The following is a 19,409-nucleotide window of genomic DNA, read 5'->3' as shown; positions in this document are numbered from 1 at the left end:
GCTGCATAGAGAAATAACGCTTCCGTTAAACGAGAAGTTCTCCAAATAATTCCTTCACCCGTTCTTTATAATGGGACAACTCTTCTTCGCTCGCCCCTTTTGCGCCAAGCTGTTCAATCAATTCCATATACAATGCCGTTTTCTCGACGCTGAGGAAATCGATTGTCCGTTCATCGAACATCACTTGGATCACTTCGACATTTGCCTGTTCCAGCAGTTCGATGGCGTATTCGTGATTTTTGTAGTCAGCCGCATAATAGAGGCGTGAAATGCCTGCCTGGATAATGGATTTCGTGCATTGGAGGCAAGGAAAATGGCTGACATACATATCGGCGCCGCTGACACTGACACCGTATTTCGCGCATTGCAATAGTGCATTCATTTCTGCATGGATGGTCCGCACGCAATGGTTATCGACGACATAACAGCCTTTATCGATGCAATGGTCCCCACCGGAAATCGAGCCGTTATAGCCCCCAGCCATGATGCGCCGGTCCCGGACAATCGTCGCTCCGACGGCCAGCCTTGTGCAAGTGCTTCTTAGCGCTAAAAGATGGCTTTGAGCCATAAAAAATTGATCCCACGTTATTCGCTTCATCTGATTGCCCCCTGCTGTTTCGTTAAATTAAGTGTAGCAGAGGCAGTTGTTTCGTCAAGGGCCGTCCGTCCTTATCTGACACGGACCAATTCCTTCAATTGTTCAAAGCTCTTTTCGCCGATGCCTGTCACATCCATCAATTGCTCGGTACTTTTGAAGGGCCCATTTTCAGTCCGATGTGCCACGATGGCTGCTGCCTTAGCCGGCCCGATTCCAGGAAGTTCGGTCAACTCATCTTCGGTTGCCGTATTCAAATTAATAAGGCCGGGCTCTGCGCTGCCGCCAAGTGCTGCACCTGCCAGCTCAACGCTTTCTTCGCCTTGTTTCGGCACATAGACCGCTGATTCATCCAGCACGATGACTGCCAGATTGATCGAGCGGTTGTCTGCTTCCGGCAAAAAGCCGCCGGCAGCTTCGATAGCATCATTAATGCGCGAACCGGAGGGCAATTCATATAAGCCCTCGTTTTGGACTGCGCCTTTCACATCAATCATGACGCTTGTCGGGACCGCTGGATCGGTTTCCGGTGGCGGCGGTTGTTCGGTAGTCTCGGAAGTAAGTTCGTCGAGGCTTGTGGCCTCAGGGGGTTCGTGGAGGAGAAAGAAATAGAGAAGCGCCAAAATGGCGGCAAGCGGCACAACGACGCGGCCGTATTTGGCAAATTGCGGAGAAATATTCAGTGGGCATCCCTCGTTTCCGCAGAAAGCAAACAGCTGAAGCTGTCTGAATTATATAATAACGGTTGATCGAAAGTCCATCTTTCCACGAAAAAAACCCGCATATAAAAATATGCGGGTTTGGTGTTACTGATTATTTTTTCGCGCGGAAGAAGATCCGTTCGCTTTCGTCATTAGGTGCATCCGCAGTGAAATCCGCAGTCACTGATTCCACCGCAAATCCGGCTTCTGTGAGCCATTCTTTGTAAACGTCAACCGGGAAAGTCCGTTGTTCATGAGTTTCTTCAAAACGTTCAAACATCCAGCCTTCACGCACGAAAAACGTCAAATCGTGGATGACGCTGTGGGGCGCCAAACCTTTTTCAGTGTGCCACATATAGGCAAGGTCTTCCCCGTCATAAACAAACGGGCTATGCATGAAAATCTCGTCGACCTTGAATACTGAATGGACATCGAAAAAGAAATATCCGCCGGGCTTCAATGCCGCATAGACCTGTTCGAATGTCTTTTTGACCTGCTCTTCTTTCGCTAAATAATTCAACGAATCGATCGCGATTGTCACGGCATCGAAGCCTTCCAAACCTTCCAGGTTGTCCATCGACAATTGAAGCACTGGAATATCCAGCCCGGATTCTTTAAAGCGTTTCTGTGCAACGGTGAGCATATCGGCAGATAAATCGCTGGCCGTCACGTCATAGCCGAGCTCAGCCATCAGTTCAGACAGCACGCCGGTACCGCACGCAAGATCGAGTACCGACCCGGAGCGCATCGTTTCTGCGATCCACTCCACGTATTGTTCGTACGGAATATCTTCCATTAAGTCGTCGTAAACCGCTGCAAACCGCCCGTAGTTCATACTTCGAGCTGCGGGGCGTCGCGCCATAGACGCTCTAGGTTGTAGTAAGAGCGCTCATCGCGATGGAAGACATGGGCCACGACATCGCCAAGGTCGACCAAGACCCAACGCGCTGCATCGAAGCCTTCAACACTTTTGACTTCATAGCCGGCTTCTCCAGCTTTCTCCATCAATTCACGGGCGATCGATTGTACTTGGCGATCCGAGTTCGCGCTGCAGATCAGGAAGTAATCCGCCAAAAGCGAAATCCCTTCCATATTCAATACAACGATATCTTCTGCTTTTTTATCCTCTGCGGCTTGGTACGCCACTTGCAATAATGTATCTTTAGTCATTCTTCACGTTCCCTTTCTGTTGCTCAAAATGCTCGAGGCATTTCAAGGAATCCGGATAAACCGGCTGATTTTTTGATGCGAGAAATTCGATCGATTGCCGGATTGATGCTTCCATCAAGCGGTCAAGGCCATCGTGTTTCATGGCTCTCAACCGATCGACTCCCGGAAACTTGCGGCTCGGTTCGATCATGTCTGCAATGTAGATGATTTTTTCAAGATCCGACATGCATGCACGCCCTGTCGTATGAAAGCGGATCGCGTCAAGGATTTCTTCATCTTTGACTCCGAATTCATACTTGGCCACATACGCGCCTACCGGAGCATGCCATAATTCGTGATGATAGTCGAGCAATAACGGATCCATGCTTTCTTTTTCGATAATGCCGCGCATCCATTCACGGTCAGCGAATTTCACTACGTCATGGAGAATAGCAGCAATGCGCGCTTGTTCTTCCGGCACGCCGTAATGCTTGGCAAGTGCGACCGCCGTATTCATTACGCCCAACACATGGTTGAAGCGTTTTTCAGGAAGGCGTTCTTTGACTTTTTGGAGCATCAGGCTCGGGTCCATATAATCGCTCCTTCCGGATATAAGTTTCCACTTGTTCGGGAACGAAAAAAGTCAATGGCTTGCCGGCCACAACGCGCTCCCGCAACATCGTCGAGGACAAATGCATTTCAGGGGAATCGATCATCATCACCGGATATTCCGTTTTAGCGATATAACCCGGCCGCCCGATGCCGACAAACTGGACCAATTCAGCCAGCTCGCCGATGCGGTGCCAAGTATGCAGGCTTTCGACCATATCGCCGCCGATAATGAAATAAAATTCGCATTCCGGCTCCCGTTCGAGGAGCTTGACCATCGTCTCGTACGTATACGAGACCCCGCCACCCGACACTTCAATGTCTTCAAGGCGGAAATGGGCCTGTCCCTCGATGGCCAGTCGTGTCATCTCGACGCGCGTCTCTGTATCGATGCCGTTCGATTCCTTATGAGGGGCGATGGCATTCGGCATGAAACGCACTTCGTCCAAGCCCAGTGCGTAATAGGCTTCATTCGCCATGATCAAATGGCCGAAATGCGGCGGGTTGAACGTGCCGCCGAGAATGCCGATTTTGCGTTTATTCACGGAAGCTCAATCCGCTTATTGTTGACGGACGCTTTGTACAAAACGACTGTATGGCCGATCAATTGCACCAATTCCGCTTTTGTTCCGTCTGCCAGATGCTTGGCCACTTCGTGCTTGCCGTCTTCATTATTTTGCAGAATGCTGATTTTTACGAGTTCGCGTTTTTCAAGGGCTTCTCCGATCTGTACGAGCATCGCTTCATTGACGCCGCCTTTTCCGACTTGGAAAATCGGGTCCAAATGATGCGCTTCACTTCTTAAAAAACGTTTTTGTTTACCTGTTAACATGATTTCCTCCTAATTTTTCCGTAATCAATTGAATCATTTCTTCTGTATCCGGACGGATGCCTGTCCATTTTTCGAATGCGATGGCGCCTTGGTTGACGAACATGCCGACGCCGTTCAGCACCAGGCAGCCTTTCGCTTTTGCTTCTTTCAGAAATGGCGTTTCAAGTGGGTTGTAAATGATGTCCGCAACGACTGAGCCGCTTCCGAGATGGGTCATTGACAACGGCAACGCTTCTTCGGTCAATCCGACAGAAGTCGTCTGGACGATCGTAGCGAATTCGCTAAGGTTCGCTTCGGCATCAGCCAGCACCATCGCCTTGCTGCCGGTTTCATCCGCGAGTTCCTGCGCCCTGCGAAACGTTCGGTTGGTGATGGTGATATTGCTGAATCCGGCACGCGAGAGCGCAAAACTGATGCCTCTGGCTGCACCGCCCGCGCCGATCACCAGCAATGCACGATCTTTATCGACAGGGTAACTCAATAGCGAACGGACAAACCCGTCGCCATCTGTATTGGATCCTATCAAACGCCCGTTTTTATTTGCGACTGTATTGACCGCATTCATGTCACGGGCCGTTTCGTCCAGCTCATCCAATAGCGGGATTGCCGCCTGCTTATGGGGCAAGGTAATATTAAACCCGCTGATGCCAAGCAATTTCATCGAATGGAACGCTTCTTCCAGCTGTTTCGGTTCGACATGCACCGGGATATAGGAAGCATCGATGCCGTGTTTTTCGAACCAATGATCGTGCATATAAGGCGATAATGAATGGGAGATCGGATCTCCGATGACCGCATACCATTTCTTCATTGTAAAACCTCCTATATAAGCGACGGGCGGACGATGACTTCTACCCCTTTTGGTGCGTGGGCTGCGATCGTCACGTCATCATGCTGGACTGTGATCCAGCCGAGCCCGGAAAAGACGATGTCTGTCTTGCCTTCTTTGATGCGGAATTCATGGCGCACCAATTCAGGGAAATCTTCTTTATATTCAGCAGATGGCGGGGCAAGCATGCCGCCCAGGTGCTGTTCATATAAATCATCTGCGTTATCCAATTTGGTCCGGTGGATATTCAGTGAATTAGCGGCATGCACCGTGAACGATGAACGTTTGCCGCTGATGAAATCAAAACGCGCCAACCCGCCGATGAATAATGTCTGTTCAGGATTCAGTTGGAAAACACGCGGCTTGATCTCTTTTTTCGGCATGATCGCCTTCAGGTCTTCCGTGTGCAAATGATGCGCTAGCTGATGATGGTTGATGATGCCCGGCGTATCGAATAACGATCGCTCATCATCAAGCGGGATGCCGATCATATCAAGCGTCGTGCCAGGGAAATGAGATGTCGTGATGACATCCCCTTCGCCTGTCGCCTGTTTGATAACACGGTTGATGAATGTCGATTTCCCGACATTCGTACAGCCAACGACATATACATCGCCACCGTCACGGTATTGTTCAATCGCATCCATCGCTTCTGCGACGCCGGTTCCTTTATGGGCGGAAACGGCTAAAATGTCGATCGGGTTCAAGCCCAATTTACGCGACTCCTGCTTCATCCAATTGATCAATTTTTTCTCTTTGACCGATTTCGGGAGCAAGTCCGCTTTGTTGGCGATCAGCAAAATCGGGTTGTTTCCGACAAAGCGGTGCAAGCCCGGAAGCCAGCTACCGTTAAAGTCGAAAATGTCGACGATTTTCACGATCAGCCCTTTCCGTTCCCCAAGGCCGTTCAAAATACGCAGGAAATCGTCATCCGTTAAGGAAACCGGCTGCAATTCGTTATAGTTTTTCAACCGGAAGCAACGCTGGCAGATGATTTCTTCTTTATCGAGTGAAGACGGAGGCGCGTAGCCGATATCGTCTTTCCGTTCTGTTTGGATCTGTACACCGCAACCGATGCAATATGGCATTTCTGTCAATTTTCTTCCTCCCACATCAATTGTCCTTTTTCCTTCAATCTCTTCATGATCCGGCGCTCGACCATCCGGTTAAAACGCGTAAAGAAGCCGTCCGATTGCGCGACCGGCAACACCAGGATCGTATGAAGCTTATTGCGGTTGCCGCCAAAAATGTCGGTCAACATCTGGTCGCCGATGACGACGACTTGTTCGCGCTTGACGCTCATGATTTTCAGCGCTTTGCGGAACGCTTTGCCCATCGGCTTTCTCGCCTGATAAATAAATGGAATGCCAAGCGGGTCTGCAAACGACTTCACGCGCATTTCATTATTATTGGACACGATGACTACTTGAATTCCGGCATCTTTCATCGATTTCAGCCATTCGATAAGGCGCGGCGTCGCTTCAGGACGGTCCCATTCGACCAATGTGTTGTCCAGGTCGGTAATGATTCCGAGCACCCCTTTTTCTTTCAATGACTCAGGTGTAATGTCAAAAACTTCTTTAACGTATTGCCTTGGAATAAAATATCGATACACACATAACAACTCCTGTTTTCTAGGGACTTAAGTTCATTGATTATACCATATATGCAAGGGGTTCTCCCACCTTGACCCGGTCGCTGTCATGGATTTTCGCATCAAATTGAAGATGCCCGCCTTCAAAGAATAAAGCGACCGTCGAACCAAAGCTGAAATAAGCGACTTCCCGGCCTTTTTTCCATTCGCTTCCGAACTCCGTCAATTCGATGGAGTTGACATACATTGCACCGACTTTCACGACCAATACGCGGCCATGCGGCGTGTCGAGTTCAGTAATGAGCCGGCGGTTGCCGCTGATCGGTGATTTGCCGTAAGTCAGCCCAAGCCGATTGACCGGGTAGGATTTTTCGCCGAGCATATATTGCTTCACGACTTCGCCGTCTACCGGGCTGTGAATGCGGTGGTAATCTGCCGGCGACAAATAAAGGATCGCATATTGGCCATTTGCATAGCGCTTCGCCGATTGCTCGCTGCCGAGCAGTTCAGTTAGTGAATAATTGATGCCTTTGACCTTGAACCGGCTGTCGCCTTGAATAGCGCCATGGATTTCGAGGCGCCCGTCGACTGGAGAAACCAGTGCGGCATCGGCAACAGGGCGTGCATCTGCTTTTAAACTGCGCGTAAAAAAGTCATGCAAGCTCGTGTATTCGCCGCTCGGCCGCTCGATATCGCCGAGTTCAATTTTATAAGCATTGATGAATCCAGGAATAAGCTTTTGGCTGATAGCTGATTGGGCAAAGCGCTTCAGCGCAGCAGAACTTGTTTTTCCATTGCCCAATTCGATCATCGATTGGTATAGGCGTTTTTTCATGCTTGCACCTCCGTCGTTAAAATAGTCTACCATTTTTTGTCGATTCGCAGTATAATTGATGAAAGCCTATCGAAAAAAGGAGCGCTTGCATTGATATTGATCGACAAAATGGACCACACCATTAAACGGCTGAAAAGCCAGGCAGCCAACACATTGACAATCGGCAATATGGTGTTCGGCGGCGCCTCATTAATGGCGACTTTGAACGAATACTACAGTTATAGTGTGCTGTTTATTTTTATCGCTGCATTTTTGGATCGTTTTGACGGCATGGTCGCGAGAAAGTACGATCAGGAATCCGAACTCGGCAAACAATTGGATTCCATGGGGGATATCATTTCGTTCGGCGTGGCACCGGCATTGCTGATCCATCAGCTCGCTTTACAGGATTTCGGGCTGGCCGGCATGGTGTTCACCGTTATCTATATTTCATGCGGCGCCTTCCGCTTGGCACGCTTTAACATCACCGAATCAAATGGTTATTTCACCGGCTTGCCGATCACCGCTGCCGGAACTGTGCTAACTTTGTCATATTTCGGGTTCGGCCATTGGTCCCCCGCTGTCTATATGTTCATTCTATTGATCTCTTCACTATTGATGATCAGCACGTTTTCATTACGGAAAGTATAAAAGCTGAGGGCTTGATGCCCTCAGCTTTTTTGCTTGTTTTGGGATGAAGTTTCTTTTATATGCGCTGGAGCATCTTTTCGATGACGCGCAAGACAATTTCCGTCGAGTGCTTGGCCGCAACCGGGAGGAATTCATCGAACGAGACCGAGGATTCCTTGCCGGCGATATCCGACAAGGCGCGGATGACGACAAACGCCGTATCGTATTGGAAACAGACTTGCGCGACGGCAGCCGCTTCCATTTCCGCTGCTTTCATCTCTGGAAACTGCTGTTTCACTAATGCCACACGTTCGGGATCGCTCATGAACGAGTCGCCTGTTGCAATAAGCCCGACGGCATGTTGGTGTTCACCGATCTCATCGACAGCTTGGACCGCCAGTTCGATCAATTCCTTATTGGCGATATAGGCAGCCGGCATTTGCGGCACTTGCCCGAGCTCATAGCCGAACACTGTCGCGTCGACATCGTGATGGCGCACTTCATCCGAAATGACCACTGCGCCGACTTCGAGTTCTTCATCAAAGCCGCCGGCAGACCCAATATTCAAGACGAGATCCGGCTTGAACTCCTGCATCAGGATCGTGGTTGTCATCGCCGCATTGACTTTACCGATGCCGCTTTTTAGCAAAATGAGTTCTTGCCCTTTATATGTACCGGTCGTGAATTCGCTATTGGCGATTTCACGGACAGATGTGTTCGCTAATTGATTGCGCAACAACTCTACTTCTTCTTCCATTGCGCCAATTACACCGATTCTCATTGTATCCGCTCCTTGCATCCATGATTACGCCGGAAAAACGGCGCCCTGTTAATAGGCGCCGTCCAGCGTTTTAAGTACATCCATTTTCTCAGGCTTCCAACCTTCACCGTCTACCCATTCAAGGTAAACGCGATACTTCTCGGATTGGTCTTTCGACTGGACTGTCGCGATGGATTTTTGCGGACCGCCGCCATTTTGGACCATCATGACATACATATCATTCTGGGACAAACCGGTAGCATAAGTGACCGCTTCAATTTTTTCGTTCCAATCAACCGAGTTTTTCTGGTATGAAGAAACATGGTCGCCGCTCTGGCTTGTGCCGACAGGCTCCCAGCTGGTGTTGACGATGGTTTCACTGACGATCGGGTCGTTGGACTCTTCACGTGTAATGGTACCGCCTTTGGTTTCTTCTTCCTCTTCTTCTTTTTCTTTTTCTTCAGCTTCTTTTTTGGCTGCAGCTTCTTCTTCAGCCTTGGCTTCCTCTTCAGCTTTCTCTTCAGCCTCGAGGTCATTTTCTTCTGCTGTCACTTGCGGATCGTCATCGCCGCTCGTTTGGCTCTCTGTTTCCGGCGTGGTTTCTGCGGATTCAGGATCTGCTGAATCGTCGCCGCCTCCGAATAGCAATGTCGCCCCGATGATAACCACCAAAGTAAATACTAAAGCGATCATGATATTCAGGATGGAATTCGAACGATTTTTATTGTTCTTATTCTTATTCAAACGAGAGGGATAAGATTTTTCTTCGTTAGACATGCAATGCCCCCCTTTACTGTTATTTTATCATATTTAGCCCATGACAAATTTGACGTTTCAACTAAAGTTTTGTTTCATCCATCAAAAAAACAGCCACTCCCAAAGGAATGGCTGGGTGCATCAACCGATCGAAACGATCTTGACTTCCATTTCCCCGCCTGGCGTCAATACTTTCACACGGTCGCCAACAGTGCGGCCAAGCATGCTTTTGGCGATTGGCGAGTCGTTCGAAATACGCCCTTCCAACGGGTCAGCTTCTGCAGAACCGACGATTGTATAGGCTTCTTCTTCGCCGTCTGGAATTTCCATAAACGTAACTGTTTTCCCGAGGCGCACGACATCGTTGCCGGCTTCCTCTTCATTTATAATTACCGCATTGCGGATCATGGATTCCAATGTAGAAATACGCCCTTCAACAAAGGCTTGGTCTTCCTTGGCGGAATCATATTCGGAGTTCTCGGACAAGTCCCCGAAGCTTCTTGCGACTTTAATGCGTTCCACCACTTCTTTGCGTTTGACCGTTTTCAAATAATCCAGTTCATCTTCCAACTTCTGCTTTCCGGCAGCTGTCATCGGAAATTGTTTATCGTTTGCCATACTCTTCCCACTCCTTCAACTGCTGACTATGGATGCGCTAACACCCGTCAGTCTCGTATCATTCTATTATAAATTTCCAATCTATTCAAGAATTGTTTTAATTTTTGTAACCATTAGATCAATTGCGACTTCGTTTTGGCCGCCTTCCGGGATAATGACGTCTGCATAGCGCTTCGTCGGCTCGATGAATTGATTGTGCATCGGGCGGACGACCGTCAAATATTGCTCGATGACCGAGTCGATCGTACGGCCGCGCTCATTGATGTCGCGCATCAAGCGGCGGATGATGCGAAGGTCCGCATCGGTATCGACAAATAGCTTAATGTCCATCAACTCACGCAGTCGCTCATCTTCCAAGACCAGGATGCCTTCAAGTATGATAACATCTTTCGGGTCGATCACAATACTTTCTTCTGCACGGGTATGCAAAGCGTAATTATAAATCGGCTTTTCGATCGCACGCCGTTCAAGCAACTCGTTGACATGTTTGATCAATAGATCTGTATCGAAAGCGAGCGGATGATCATAGTTGGTCTCAAGTCGCTCTTCAAACGCGAGATGGCTTTGGTCTTTGTAATAGTAATCCTGCTCGATGACCACCACGGAATGTTCTTTGAAGACTTCATAGATGGAATTGGTGACACTGGTCTTGCCTGATCCTGAACCGCCAGCGATGCCGATGACGACCGGTCTGTTTTTAGACATATACGTTAACTCCTTGTGTTTCGATTTTCATTTTTTCTTGCAGACGAGAAGCCCGTCGCCGACTGGCAAAAGCTTGCAGTCGAAGCCGGGGTGCCCGTCCATGGTTTCACGGAATGAGCGGATGTTGCGGATCATGGTGCGTTTGCGTCTCGGCACTTCTTTAATTGGTTGTTCTGTCATGCCATGCATCGACATATTATCGCAATAAATGATGCCGCCTGGAGACAGCAAACTTTCGTATTTATTGAAGAAACGCTCATACTGCCCTTTGGCTGCGTCGATAAATATGGCATCGTAAAACGGGGTCAATTCGGCAATATCCAGTTCGAGCGCATCAGCACAGATAGCCTGCACACGCCCTTCGAGCCCCGATTCCTGGATGAATCCAAGCGCCTTGCTGTGGCGTCCTTCGTCCCGTTCAATCGTGTCGATGCTGACGCCAGGCAAGGCATCCGCCATCCGCAGTGCTGAATAACCGATAGCCGTTCCCAGTTCAAGCAAACGCTGCGGCTTTTGCTGCTGCAATAATTCCAACAGCTCCCCGATGCCCTGCTCTTCCATGATCGGCACATGATGTTCTGCGGCGTAAGAGCGCATTGTTTCGAATAAAGCTTCTATTGTTGTACCGGGCATTGTGGATGTCCGCTCCTTTCATGCTCTAATCCTTCAATTGAACAGAAAAGAAGAAGGGAAACGGACGCTCCCTTCCTTCTTATACAAATTGAACTAATGATTTTGTAATTAAAATCTTATTAAAACGATATTCCGCAAAACAGCTGGCTTTCCTGGGGGCTCGCGCTGAACTAATTCGGGCTAGACGCCCGAATGGATTTCAGCACTTCGTCGAAACGGAGTTGGAAAGCCCCCTCCGTTTCTGCTCCCCAAGGAGTCTGCGCTGTTTTGCTCCATATCTCTCGAATAAAATACACTAAAGAGTGGAAGGCGGCGACTCCTGCGGGAGCAGTGACGGAGCACCGCGACGGAGCGACATGAGTCTTGAGACCCCGCAGGAAGCGCAGCGACCGAGGAGGCTCAAGCCATGCCCGCGGAAAGCGTCCGCCTGGAACGATTTATTCTCACTTACTCATTCTCTAGGTCAAATTATATTTATCAATTTCCGATATGTTCATCGCGGTATTCTAAATGCTGTTCGTAGCTGGTCGAGAAGTAGTTATTGCCTTCTGAGTCAGCCAGGAAGTACAGATATTCCGTTTGGTTCGGGTCGAGCACCGCTTCAATGGATGATGCGCCGGCAGCGGCGATTGGCCCAGGCGGCAAGCCTTTATTCGTATAGGTGCTGTAAGGATCCTCGAACTCGTAATCTGAGTTGAACAAGCGATCCTTATGCTCGCCCATCGCATAAATGACGGTCGGGTCTGTCTGAAGCGGCATATCTTGGTCTATGCGATTGTAGAACACGCTCGCGATGGTTTGGCGATCTGACTTCGCTGTCGCCTCCTCTTCCAGGAGTGAAGCAAAGGTCAATAGCCAATGAGGCGATTTTTCCTGTTCCTGCAAGACGCTTTGATATGGTTCGATATTCGCTTTTGTGGCATCGAGCATTTGCTCAATCAATACAGTAAGCGAAGGACTTTCCTCATAGATTGGGTAAGTCGCAGGGAACAGATAGCCTTCAAGCGCATATCTGACATTCTCGCCTTTGATTTCCTCTGTCAATAAATCAGGATATTTGACCATCAATTCATCGATATAGGCTTCATCCTGCACTTGTTCCATAAATTGCTCTGCTGTGTAATCCGTTTTTTCAGCAATCACACGCTCGGCAATCTCTTCCAAGGTCAAGCCTTCAGGCACATTGATCGTATACAAAGGTTCGTGGTAAACTTTCCCAGTTTTCAAACTTTGCGTAATTTCGTCCAATGTCATCGATTGGGTCAAGCCATAATTGCCTGCTTGGAATTCCGATTCATTTTTGAACTTGACGTAATACTTGTAAATTCTGGCATCTTTTATGACGCCATTCTCTTCAAGCAATGCGGCAATGCTGTCCAGGTTCGAACCGATCGGCACTTCGACATCGATGACTTCCTCTGAATCCGGATCGACTGGCTCGAGCGCGTCCGTGACATAGCTATAAGCTTGCCAACCGGCCACTGCGACGACCACAAGAAGGACGAGCGCCACGATCAGCACAATGCGCCGCACGACTCTCACTTCTTTTTTCTTTTCCTTCATCCTGTCGAACATGACATCTTTTTTTGACTGCTTTTCCACGGGTGTTCCCCCTCAGCTATTCATCTCTCCAAAACAGAAGGCGATTCAAACGAAAGGAACGGAATCAAGGTTCAATTCCGTCCCCCCTTATGGTTATTGCTCTTCGTTTTCTTCTTCTTCCTCAAGGAAAGTATTGAGCATTTCTTCGATCATGTCCCATTCTTCTTCCGTTTCTACCGGGCGAAGTTCGCCGCCGGAAACTTTCTCATCAGAATCCAGGTTTTCAGTGAAAGAAGATGCGTGGATTTCGATCTCGCCTTCTTCGTCCTCATCTGCCCCTACCGGGAAGTACAAGACGTATGATTTTCCGAAATCTTCCGATTCAAATGTGAACAACACTTCGAATAATTGCTCGTTCCCGTGCTCGTCCACCACTGTAATATGCTCTTGACCATGTTCCATTTGTGTCACCTCATCATTTTTTTGAATCAAGATAGCCTTGCAAAATCATTACTGCGGCCATCTTGTCGATTACTTTTTTGCGGTTTTTCCGGCTGACATCGGCAGAAATCAGCATTTTCTCTGCTGCCATTGTCGTCAGCCTTTCATCCCAAAGCACTACCGGTATATCATATCCTTCTTTTAGCAATGCTGCAAACTTTTCGGAAGCTTCGGCCCGTGGCCCGATTGAGTTGTTCATGTTCTTTGGATAGCCCACGACCGCTTCCGTTACTTTGTATTCCTTAATCAATTCACCAAGGCGCTCAAGCCCAAACTGGCCGTTCGCCTCGTCGATTTTGACGGTTTCGATGCCCTGGGCTGTCCAGCCAAGTGCATCGCTGATCGCCACTCCGATCGTTTTAGAGCCGACATCCAATCCCATTGTTCGCATAATTATTCCTCGTTATTCTTTTTGATATAGAACTTCACCAGTTCTTCCAAAATTTCATCCCGCTCCAGTTTCCGGATCATGTTCCGGGCATCCTGGTGGCGAGGGATATAAGCTGGATCACCTGAAAGTAGATACCCGACGATCTGATTGATCGGGTTGTAGCCTTTTTCTTCTAGAGCAGCATGGACTTGCAGCATGACCTGCTTTACGTCCTGCTCCATCGATTCATCGGATGAATCGAATTTCATCGTGCGATCAAATGAGCTCACGACAAGCACCTCACTTTCGGAATGTGTATTGGCAATTCGTTCCTCTTGCTGAATAACATTATAACTGAAAGCGCGGATTTGTTAAACCTATTTGACTAAAGTGTAGACCGATTCGAGCGCTGCATCCAATTGCTCTGGATTTTTCGCCCCGGCCATCGCCATGTCCGGACGCCCGCCGCCTTTGCCGCCGCATTGTTCCGCGACAGCTTTGACGATATTGCCAGCGTGGTAATCCTTGCCGGCAATGTTTTTCGATACGCCTGCTGCAAGCATGACCTTGTCGCCGTCGCTCGCGCCTAGGACGATAACCGCCTGTTCGAATTTCGCTTTCAGGTCATCGACCATCTGGCGCAGCTGATTATTGTCTTTTGCTTGAACTTTTGCGGACAATACTGTCACATCTCCAACTTTTCTTGCCGACTCCAGCAATTCACCAGACTGGGCATTGGCGATTTTCTGTAACAGCGATTCGTTTTCGCGCTGCAACGCTTTGATATCGGCTTGTGTGGTTTCGACTTTTTGCACGAGATCGCGTGGGTTTGCTTTCAATAAAGAAGCTGCCTCGTCCAAAGTTTTCTCGCTTTGCTTCATGTTCACATAAGCGCCTTTTCCGGTCAAAGCTTCGATGCGGCGTACGCCAGCACCGATGCCGCCTTCCGAGACGATTTTAAAGACGCCGATTTCGGATGTGTTCGCCACGTGGATCCCGCCACACAATTCGAGCGAGTAATCGCTGATGGCGACAACTCGTACGACATCGCCGTATTTTTCGCCGAATAGGGCCATCGCGCCCATATCTTTCGCTTCCTGCAAGTTGTGGTAGCCAGATTCGACTTCGATGCCTTCCCAGATTTTTTCATTGACTGCCTGCTCGATCGTCGCCAGTTCTTCTTTCGTCACTTGGCCGAAATGGGAGAAGTCGAAGCGCAGCCGGTCTGGGCCGACGTACGATCCAGCTTGGTTGACGTGCGTACCGAGGACATCTTTCAATGCCTGGTGCAAGAGGTGGGTCGCCGTATGGTTCTTGATTGTATGTCGGCGCTCGGATGCATCGACTTTCGCTTTGACAGCCGTTTTCGTCAATTCGCCGGAATCAACCCGCACATTATGCAAGTTCTGGCCGTTCGGCGCTTTTTTCACATCGAGTACGGAAGCTGACACCAAATCATTCGTCAAAGTTCCTTTATCGGCGATCTGACCGCCGCTCTCTGCATAAAATGGCGTTCGGTCCAACACCAGCTGCACTTCTTCGCCTTCTTGTACGCTGTCAACCAATTCCCCGTCTTTGACGATAGCGACAATTTCAGCGTCCGCAACTGTATGCGTATAGCCGATAAATTCGCTTTCTTCTTTAATATTGCCGAGCACTTCGGATTGCGTCTGCATGGAATTGACGTTTTGGCGTGCGTTTCTTGCACGTTCACGCTGTTCGTTCATCGCACGCTCAAATCCTGCATGGTCGACAGTCATTTCTACATCTTCTGCATATTCTTCCGTCAACTCCACCGGGAAGCCGTACGTATCATACAGACGGAACACATCTTCACCTGGGATTTCGCTATGGCCGGCCTGTTTTTGCTTTTCGGCAACCGTAGACAAGATCTCCAACCCGTCATGCAAGGTTTCGAGGAAACGTTCTTCTTCGAGTTTCATGACGCGGACAATGAAATCTTCCTTGTCTTTGACCTCTGGGTAGAAGCTCTGCATGATTTCGCCGACAACCGGCACGAGCTGATACATGAACGGTTTTTCGATGCCGAGTTTCTTCGAATAACGGACCGCACGGCGCAACAAGCGGCGCAGCACATAGCCGCGGCCTTCGTTTGATGGCAACGCGCCGTCTCCGATGGCAAATGCGACGGTGCGCACATGGTCAGCGATGACTTTGAATGCCATGTCCTGCTCCTGGCTTTCGCCGTAGGATTTGCCGGAAATTTCCGCCGTCTTCTCGATGATCGGCACGAACAAATCCGTATCATAGTTGGTCGGCACGTCTTGCACAACTGAAGCCATGCGTTCCAAGCCCATTCCGGTATCGATATTCTGTTTCGGCAGCGGCGTGTACGTATGGTCCGGATTGTGGTTGAACTGTGAGAACACCAAGTTCCAGATTTCTAAGTAGCGCTCATTCTCGCCGCCCGGGTACAATTCAGGGTCTTCAGGGTCATTGCCGTAGCTCTCGCCGCGGTCGTAGAAGATTTCGGAGTTCGGTCCGCTCGGGCCTTCGCCGATATCCCAGAAGTTCCCTTCCAGGCGGATGATGCGTTCAGCCGGCACGCCGACTTCGTTGAGCCAGATGGCATAAGCTTCCTCGTCTTCCGGGTGGATCGTCACCGACAACTTGTCGGCATCGAATCCGATCCATCTGTCGTCTGTCAGGAATTCCCATGCCCAATGAATTGCTTCTGTTTTAAAATATTCACCGATAGAGAAGTTGCCGAGCATTTCGAAGAATGTATGGTGACGCGCAGTCTTGCCAACATTTTCGATATCGTTAGTGCGGATCGATTTCTGCGCGTTGACGATGCGTGGATTTTCCGGGATGACGCGACCGTCAAAATATTTCTTCAAGGTTGCGACACCGCTATTGATCCACAATAGCGACGGGTCTTCAAACGGCACAAGCGGCGCGCTCGGTTCCACATCGTGGTCTTTTTCTTTAAAAAAGTCGAGATAGAGCTTTCTGATTTCTTCAGCTTTCAAATTCTTCATCAAAATTCCTCCTTCTGCATAATAAAAAGCCTTCATCCCCTAATAAAAAGGGACGAAGGCTCGATTCGCGGTACCACCCTGGTTACACAGGAAAAATATCCTGTGTCTCTCAAGCGCCTTAACGCGGCGGGACGGCAGTGATTAGCTGCACTCGGGAGTAGCGTTCAAAAGATGCGGCAGAAGGCCCTTTCAGCCAAGGGGAGCCTTTTTCTAAGCAGCCGGAATCTCTTTACTGTCTCCGTCTAGGTGTTGTCTATCTGTTATAAATTGAATTATAGAAAACCACGCGGGCCTTGTCAAGCACGCTCACGCTTCTAGGAAGTCGCGCGGCGTGATGCCTTCCATGCCGATCATCGGATGGATGCGGTGGGCGTTTTGCTGCGTCAGGCTTTTCGGCCCGGCAGCTTCCGCTTCTGCTTCCGACTTTTCGGTTGATGCTTCTAGTGCATCCGAGGCCGCCCCTTCATCCGGAACAGCCGCTATGCCCAGCCGGTCTGCCAAGGTTGTCAGGCGGCTCGAATCATCCGTACGCTCGACCCCGTAGCGGAAGACGCCCGGATCGCCGCACAGGATGAGGAAATCCCGGCTTCTCGTGATGCCTGTATAGAGCAGGTTGCGCCGCAGCATTTTCATATAGCCGCGGACGACCGGCATGATGACCGTCGGGAATTCCGATCCTTGCGCTTTATGAATCGAACAACAATAGGCGAGCGTCAGCTGGTTCAAATCACTGCGCTGGTAAGTCACTTCGATGCCATCGAACGACACGACGAGCAAGTCCTGCTTTTCCACCGTCTCTTTCGCTTTCATGATGGCGACCACTTCGCCCATATCGCCGTTGAAGACATTGCTCTCGGGCTGGTTGACCAGCTGCAGCACTTTGTCATTGATGCGGTAAGTGATATCACCGAACACCAGCTCTTTGCGGGAACCGTCATCGTTCGGGTTGACCATCTGTTGGATCATCTGATTGAGCGCATCAATTCCGGCCGGCCCTTTATACATCGGCGCAAGCACTTGGATGTCTTTGATCGTATGGCCTTTCGACAATGCGCTCTTGACCACTTTTTCGACAACCAGTGGAATCTGGTCTGCGCCTGCGCGGATGAACGATCGGTCGGATGTCTTCGCTTCGATATTATCCGGCAGTTTCCCGGCTTTCATTTGGTGGGCAAGTTCGATGATCGACGAGCCAGAGCTTTGGCGGTAGATTTCCGTCAGCTCGACCGTCGGAATGCGACCGGAAGCCAGCATGTCCCGCAGCACTTGCCCGGGGCCGACCGGCGGCAATTGGTCCTGGTCGCCGACAAAGATCAGCTGGGCGTCAACAGGGACCGCTTTTAATAATTGATGGGCAAGCCACGTGTCGACCATCGACATTTCATCGATGATGATCAATTTGCCTTCGATATCTTTTTCGGTTTCCTCTTCCCGTTCCTGCCCGTTAAAGCCGAGCAAACGGTGAATCGTCATCGCCGGCAAATCGGTCGATTCACTCAAGCGTTTTGCCGCACGCCCTGTAGGAGCTGCCAAAATGATCGGGAACGGCTCCTTTTTCTTGGCGTAGTCTTTCGGGTCGAGCGACAGGCCGTGCAACTCTGCGTAAACTTCGACCAATCCCCGGACGACAGTCGTCTTACCGGTTCCCGGGCCGCCGGTGAGGATCATGACGCTCGAATTCAAGCTTTTTTCTATGGCGTCGATTTGCGTCTCTGCATAATTCACGCCGAGCCGCTCTTCCGCTTCGCCAAGCGCTTTTCGGATCTCGGAAGACGGGAACCCGTCGCGCGTCTCTTGCTCGGCGATCAAGGTTTCCAACTTCGTCGCGATGCCGACTTCCGAATAATACAGCGACGGCAAATAAAGGCGGGTTTCTTCCCCCGCCACTTTTCCTTCTTCGTTCAATTCAATCGCCGCCTGGGAAATCGCTTCGACCGGGATGTCTTCGCGTTGGCTCGCTTCGAGCATTTGCTTGACGAGCGGAATCAAATTCTTCGCATCGACAAAGACATGCCCTTCTGACAACGATGCCTGGTTCAACACATGGAGAATCGCCGCTTTGATGCGGTCAGGATGGTTGCCGGTGATGCCGAGTTTCGAGCCGAGCTCGTCCGCCCGGTGGAAACCGATGCCTTCGATTTCCTCGATGAGCTGGAACGGATTTTTCGTCAGGATATCAATCGTTTCCTCGCGATAAGCCTGGTATATCCTCATGCCGATTTGCGGGCCGAATCCCCAATCGTTCAATTGGATCATCACGCGTTCAAGGCCCAAATTCATTTGCAATGTCGAGCGGATCGTGTCTTTTTTCTCGTCCGACAGGCGTGGGACCCCATCAAGCGAATCGGGGTCTTCGAGGATTTTCTTGATGGCATCGCTGCCGAGTTTCTTGACGATCGTCTCGGCGGTTTTGCGCCCGATGCCGTTAAACAAATCGCTCGACAGGTAATGGACGACGCCTTGTTCGGTTTCAGGGACTTCTTTTTTGAACGTTTCGGCCTGGAACTGCACGCCGTATTTTGGATGGTTCTTGACGCTGCCGGTGAACTTGTACTGCTCTTCAAGCGACAGCTTCGGGAAATAACCGGAGACGATGATTTCCTTTTCGGTATAAGGAGTGTTGGTTTGCTGGATTTTCACTTTGATGATGGAGAAGAGGTTTTGGGGATTGTGAAAAATCGAGACGACCGGACGCCCCAGCACAAATTCACTTTCTTTTTGGAATAAATCGATCTGTCCGGACATGCGGCCGTCTCCTCTCTTTCATTT

23 protein-coding genes are annotated in these 19,409 nt (G+C 49.9%); 1 reads left to right on the top strand and 22 read right to left on the bottom strand.

Features of this window, described 5'->3' with window-relative positions:
* Positions 1–25 precede the first annotated feature (25 nt).
* The 11 genes from M1Q06_RS07575 to M1Q06_RS07525 form a co-directional block, all read right to left on the bottom strand.
* Positions 26–598 carry a ComE operon protein 2 gene (locus M1Q06_RS07575; protein ID WP_058380948.1) on the bottom strand — a complete coding sequence of 191 codons (573 nt, stop codon included), beginning with the start codon at positions 596–598 and terminating at the stop codon, positions 26–28.
* Positions 599–669: 71 nt separating this feature from the next.
* Complete coding sequence (locus M1Q06_RS07570) at positions 670–1,236, bottom strand: helix-hairpin-helix domain-containing protein (protein WP_241663089.1); 567 nt, start codon at positions 1,234–1,236, stop codon at positions 670–672.
* 172 nt (positions 1,237–1,408) lie between these two features.
* Positions 1,409–2,131: a class I SAM-dependent DNA methyltransferase gene (locus M1Q06_RS07565; RefSeq protein WP_434402586.1), complete on the bottom strand. Its 723-nt coding sequence runs from the start codon at positions 2,129–2,131 to the stop codon at positions 1,409–1,411.
* Complete coding sequence (rsfS, locus tag M1Q06_RS07560) at positions 2,128–2,466, bottom strand: ribosome silencing factor (RefSeq protein ID WP_121300052.1); 339 nt, start codon at positions 2,464–2,466, stop codon at positions 2,128–2,130. Before rsfS ends, M1Q06_RS07565 begins: the two co-directional genes overlap by 4 nt.
* Positions 2,459–3,037, bottom strand: a complete 579-nt coding sequence (yqeK, locus tag M1Q06_RS07555) for a bis(5'-nucleosyl)-tetraphosphatase (symmetrical) YqeK (RefSeq protein WP_434402583.1) — start codon at positions 3,035–3,037, stop codon at positions 2,459–2,461. The genes rsfS and yqeK overlap by 8 nt, the downstream gene beginning before the upstream one ends.
* Entirely contained in the window at positions 2,991–3,599 is a 609-nt protein-coding gene (locus tag M1Q06_RS07550; RefSeq protein ID WP_434402581.1) for a nicotinate-nucleotide adenylyltransferase, read from the bottom strand. Before M1Q06_RS07550 ends, yqeK begins: the two co-directional genes overlap by 47 nt.
* On the bottom strand, positions 3,596–3,886 hold the full coding sequence (yhbY, locus tag M1Q06_RS07545) for a ribosome assembly RNA-binding protein YhbY (RefSeq protein ID WP_058380953.1): 291 nt from the start codon (positions 3,884–3,886) through the stop codon (positions 3,596–3,598). The genes M1Q06_RS07550 and yhbY overlap by 4 nt, the downstream gene beginning before the upstream one ends.
* On the bottom strand, positions 3,873–4,697 hold the full coding sequence (aroE, locus tag M1Q06_RS07540; RefSeq protein WP_434402579.1) for a shikimate dehydrogenase: 825 nt from the start codon (positions 4,695–4,697) through the stop codon (positions 3,873–3,875). Before aroE ends, yhbY begins: the two co-directional genes overlap by 14 nt.
* A gap of 11 nt (positions 4,698–4,708) precedes the next feature.
* On the bottom strand, positions 4,709–5,812 hold the full coding sequence (yqeH, locus tag M1Q06_RS07535) for a ribosome biogenesis GTPase YqeH (protein WP_058380955.1): 1,104 nt from the start codon (positions 5,810–5,812) through the stop codon (positions 4,709–4,711).
* Positions 5,809–6,339 carry a YqeG family HAD IIIA-type phosphatase gene (locus tag M1Q06_RS07530; RefSeq protein WP_418054976.1) on the bottom strand — a complete coding sequence of 177 codons (531 nt, stop codon included), beginning with the start codon at positions 6,337–6,339 and terminating at the stop codon, positions 5,809–5,811. Before M1Q06_RS07530 ends, yqeH begins: the two co-directional genes overlap by 4 nt.
* 31 nt (positions 6,340–6,370) lie before the next feature.
* A complete protein-coding gene (locus M1Q06_RS07525; RefSeq protein ID WP_434402576.1) occupies positions 6,371–7,144 on the bottom strand; it encodes a phosphatidylserine decarboxylase in 774 nt (257 codons plus the stop codon).
* 108 nt (positions 7,145–7,252) lie between these two features.
* Between M1Q06_RS07525 and pssA the strand changes: the two genes are divergently transcribed.
* Entirely contained in the window at positions 7,253–7,774 is a 522-nt protein-coding gene (gene pssA / locus M1Q06_RS07520; RefSeq protein ID WP_421958184.1) for a CDP-diacylglycerol--serine O-phosphatidyltransferase, read from the top strand.
* A 55-nt stretch (positions 7,775–7,829) separates the two neighbouring features.
* Here the strand turns inward: pssA and mtnN are convergent, their stop codons facing one another.
* The 11 genes from mtnN to recD2 all read right to left on the bottom strand — a co-directional run bounded on the left by mtnN (position 7,830) and on the right by recD2 (position 19,385).
* Positions 7,830–8,534: a 5'-methylthioadenosine/S-adenosylhomocysteine nucleosidase gene (gene mtnN, locus M1Q06_RS07515; protein WP_101190192.1), complete on the bottom strand. Its 705-nt coding sequence runs from the start codon at positions 8,532–8,534 to the stop codon at positions 7,830–7,832.
* 48 nt (positions 8,535–8,582) lie between these two features.
* Positions 8,583–9,290: a YrrS family protein gene (locus M1Q06_RS07510; protein ID WP_434402574.1), complete on the bottom strand. Its 708-nt coding sequence runs from the start codon at positions 9,288–9,290 to the stop codon at positions 8,583–8,585.
* 120 nt (positions 9,291–9,410) lie between these two features.
* Entirely contained in the window at positions 9,411–9,887 is a 477-nt protein-coding gene (greA, locus tag M1Q06_RS07505) for a transcription elongation factor GreA (RefSeq protein ID WP_121300068.1), read from the bottom strand.
* Positions 9,888–9,968: 81 nt separating this feature from the next.
* Complete coding sequence (gene udk, locus M1Q06_RS07500) at positions 9,969–10,592, bottom strand: uridine kinase (RefSeq protein WP_121300070.1); 624 nt, start codon at positions 10,590–10,592, stop codon at positions 9,969–9,971.
* A gap of 27 nt (positions 10,593–10,619) precedes the next feature.
* On the bottom strand, positions 10,620–11,225 hold the full coding sequence (locus M1Q06_RS07495) for an O-methyltransferase (protein ID WP_434402571.1): 606 nt from the start codon (positions 11,223–11,225) through the stop codon (positions 10,620–10,622).
* 477 nt (positions 11,226–11,702) lie between these two features.
* Positions 11,703–12,827, bottom strand: a complete 1,125-nt coding sequence (gene mltG / locus M1Q06_RS07490) for an endolytic transglycosylase MltG (RefSeq protein ID WP_434402569.1) — start codon at positions 12,825–12,827, stop codon at positions 11,703–11,705.
* A 93-nt stretch (positions 12,828–12,920) separates the two neighbouring features.
* Positions 12,921–13,229 carry a DUF1292 domain-containing protein gene (locus M1Q06_RS07485; RefSeq protein ID WP_058380964.1) on the bottom strand — a complete coding sequence of 103 codons (309 nt, stop codon included), beginning with the start codon at positions 13,227–13,229 and terminating at the stop codon, positions 12,921–12,923.
* 13 nt (positions 13,230–13,242) lie between these two features.
* A complete protein-coding gene (gene ruvX, locus M1Q06_RS07480; protein WP_068461903.1) occupies positions 13,243–13,659 on the bottom strand; it encodes a Holliday junction resolvase RuvX in 417 nt (138 codons plus the stop codon).
* Between the two features lie 2 nt (positions 13,660–13,661).
* On the bottom strand, positions 13,662–13,928 hold the full coding sequence (locus M1Q06_RS07475; protein ID WP_058383651.1) for an IreB family regulatory phosphoprotein: 267 nt from the start codon (positions 13,926–13,928) through the stop codon (positions 13,662–13,664).
* 87 nt (positions 13,929–14,015) lie between these two features.
* On the bottom strand, positions 14,016–16,640 hold the full coding sequence (gene alaS / locus M1Q06_RS07470; protein WP_434402566.1) for an alanine--tRNA ligase: 2,625 nt from the start codon (positions 16,638–16,640) through the stop codon (positions 14,016–14,018).
* Between the two features lie 306 nt (positions 16,641–16,946).
* The gene (gene recD2 / locus M1Q06_RS07465) at positions 16,947–19,385 is read right to left on the bottom strand and encodes an SF1B family DNA helicase RecD2 (protein ID WP_434402564.1); all 2,439 of its coding nucleotides are present in this window, start codon (positions 19,383–19,385) and stop codon (positions 16,947–16,949) included.
* Positions 19,386–19,409: the final 24 nt, after the last annotated feature.

It is taken from the genome of Planococcus sp. 11815 (assembly GCF_051096385.1).
Taxonomy (GTDB): Bacteria; Bacillota; Bacilli; order Bacillales_A; family Planococcaceae; genus Planococcus; species Planococcus citreus.
Note: the sequence above shows the minus strand (reverse complement) of the source record. Positions and strands in the feature narration are given on the sequence as shown.

Bases quoted from the DNA above. Each gene is read 5' to 3' on its own strand.
- M1Q06_RS07575 (WP_058380948.1), bottom strand. From the start codon at position 598: ATGAAGCGAATAACGTGGGATCAATTTTTTATGGCTCAAAGCCATCTT.
- M1Q06_RS07565 (WP_434402586.1), bottom strand. From the start codon at position 2,131: ATGAACTACGGGCGGTTTGCAGCGGTTTACGACGACTTAATGGAAGAT.
- rsfS (WP_121300052.1), bottom strand. From the start codon at position 2,466: ATGACTAAAGATACATTATTGCAAGTGGCGTACCAAGCCGCAGAGGAT.
- yqeK (WP_434402583.1), bottom strand. From the start codon at position 3,037: ATGGACCCGAGCCTGATGCTCCAAAAAGTCAAAGAACGCCTTCCTGAA.
- yhbY (WP_058380953.1), bottom strand. From the start codon at position 3,886: ATGTTAACAGGTAAACAAAAACGTTTTTTAAGAAGTGAAGCGCATCAT.
- aroE (WP_434402579.1), bottom strand. From the start codon at position 4,697: ATGAAGAAATGGTATGCGGTCATCGGAGATCCGATCTCCCATTCATTA.
- M1Q06_RS07525 (WP_434402576.1), bottom strand. From the start codon at position 7,144: ATGAAAAAACGCCTATACCAATCGATGATCGAATTGGGCAATGGAAAA.
- pssA (WP_421958184.1), top strand. From the start codon at position 7,253: ATGGACCACACCATTAAACGGCTGAAAAGCCAGGCAGCCAACACATTG.
- mtnN (WP_101190192.1), bottom strand. From the start codon at position 8,534: ATGAGAATCGGTGTAATTGGCGCAATGGAAGAAGAAGTAGAGTTGTTG.
- M1Q06_RS07510 (WP_434402574.1), bottom strand. From the start codon at position 9,290: ATGTCTAACGAAGAAAAATCTTATCCCTCTCGTTTGAATAAGAATAAG.
- greA (WP_121300068.1), bottom strand. From the start codon at position 9,887: ATGGCAAACGATAAACAATTTCCGATGACAGCTGCCGGAAAGCAGAAG.
- udk (WP_121300070.1), bottom strand. From the start codon at position 10,592: ATGTCTAAAAACAGACCGGTCGTCATCGGCATCGCTGGCGGTTCAGGA.
- M1Q06_RS07495 (WP_434402571.1), bottom strand. From the start codon at position 11,225: ATGCCCGGTACAACAATAGAAGCTTTATTCGAAACAATGCGCTCTTAC.
- M1Q06_RS07485 (WP_058380964.1), bottom strand. From the start codon at position 13,229: ATGGAACATGGTCAAGAGCATATTACAGTGGTGGACGAGCACGGGAAC.
- ruvX (WP_068461903.1), bottom strand. From the start codon at position 13,659: ATGCGAACAATGGGATTGGATGTCGGCTCTAAAACGATCGGAGTGGCG.
- alaS (WP_434402566.1), bottom strand. From the start codon at position 16,640: ATGAAGAATTTGAAAGCTGAAGAAATCAGAAAGCTCTATCTCGACTTT.
- recD2 (WP_434402564.1), bottom strand. From the start codon at position 19,385: ATGTCCGGACAGATCGATTTATTCCAAAAAGAAAGTGAATTTGTGCTG.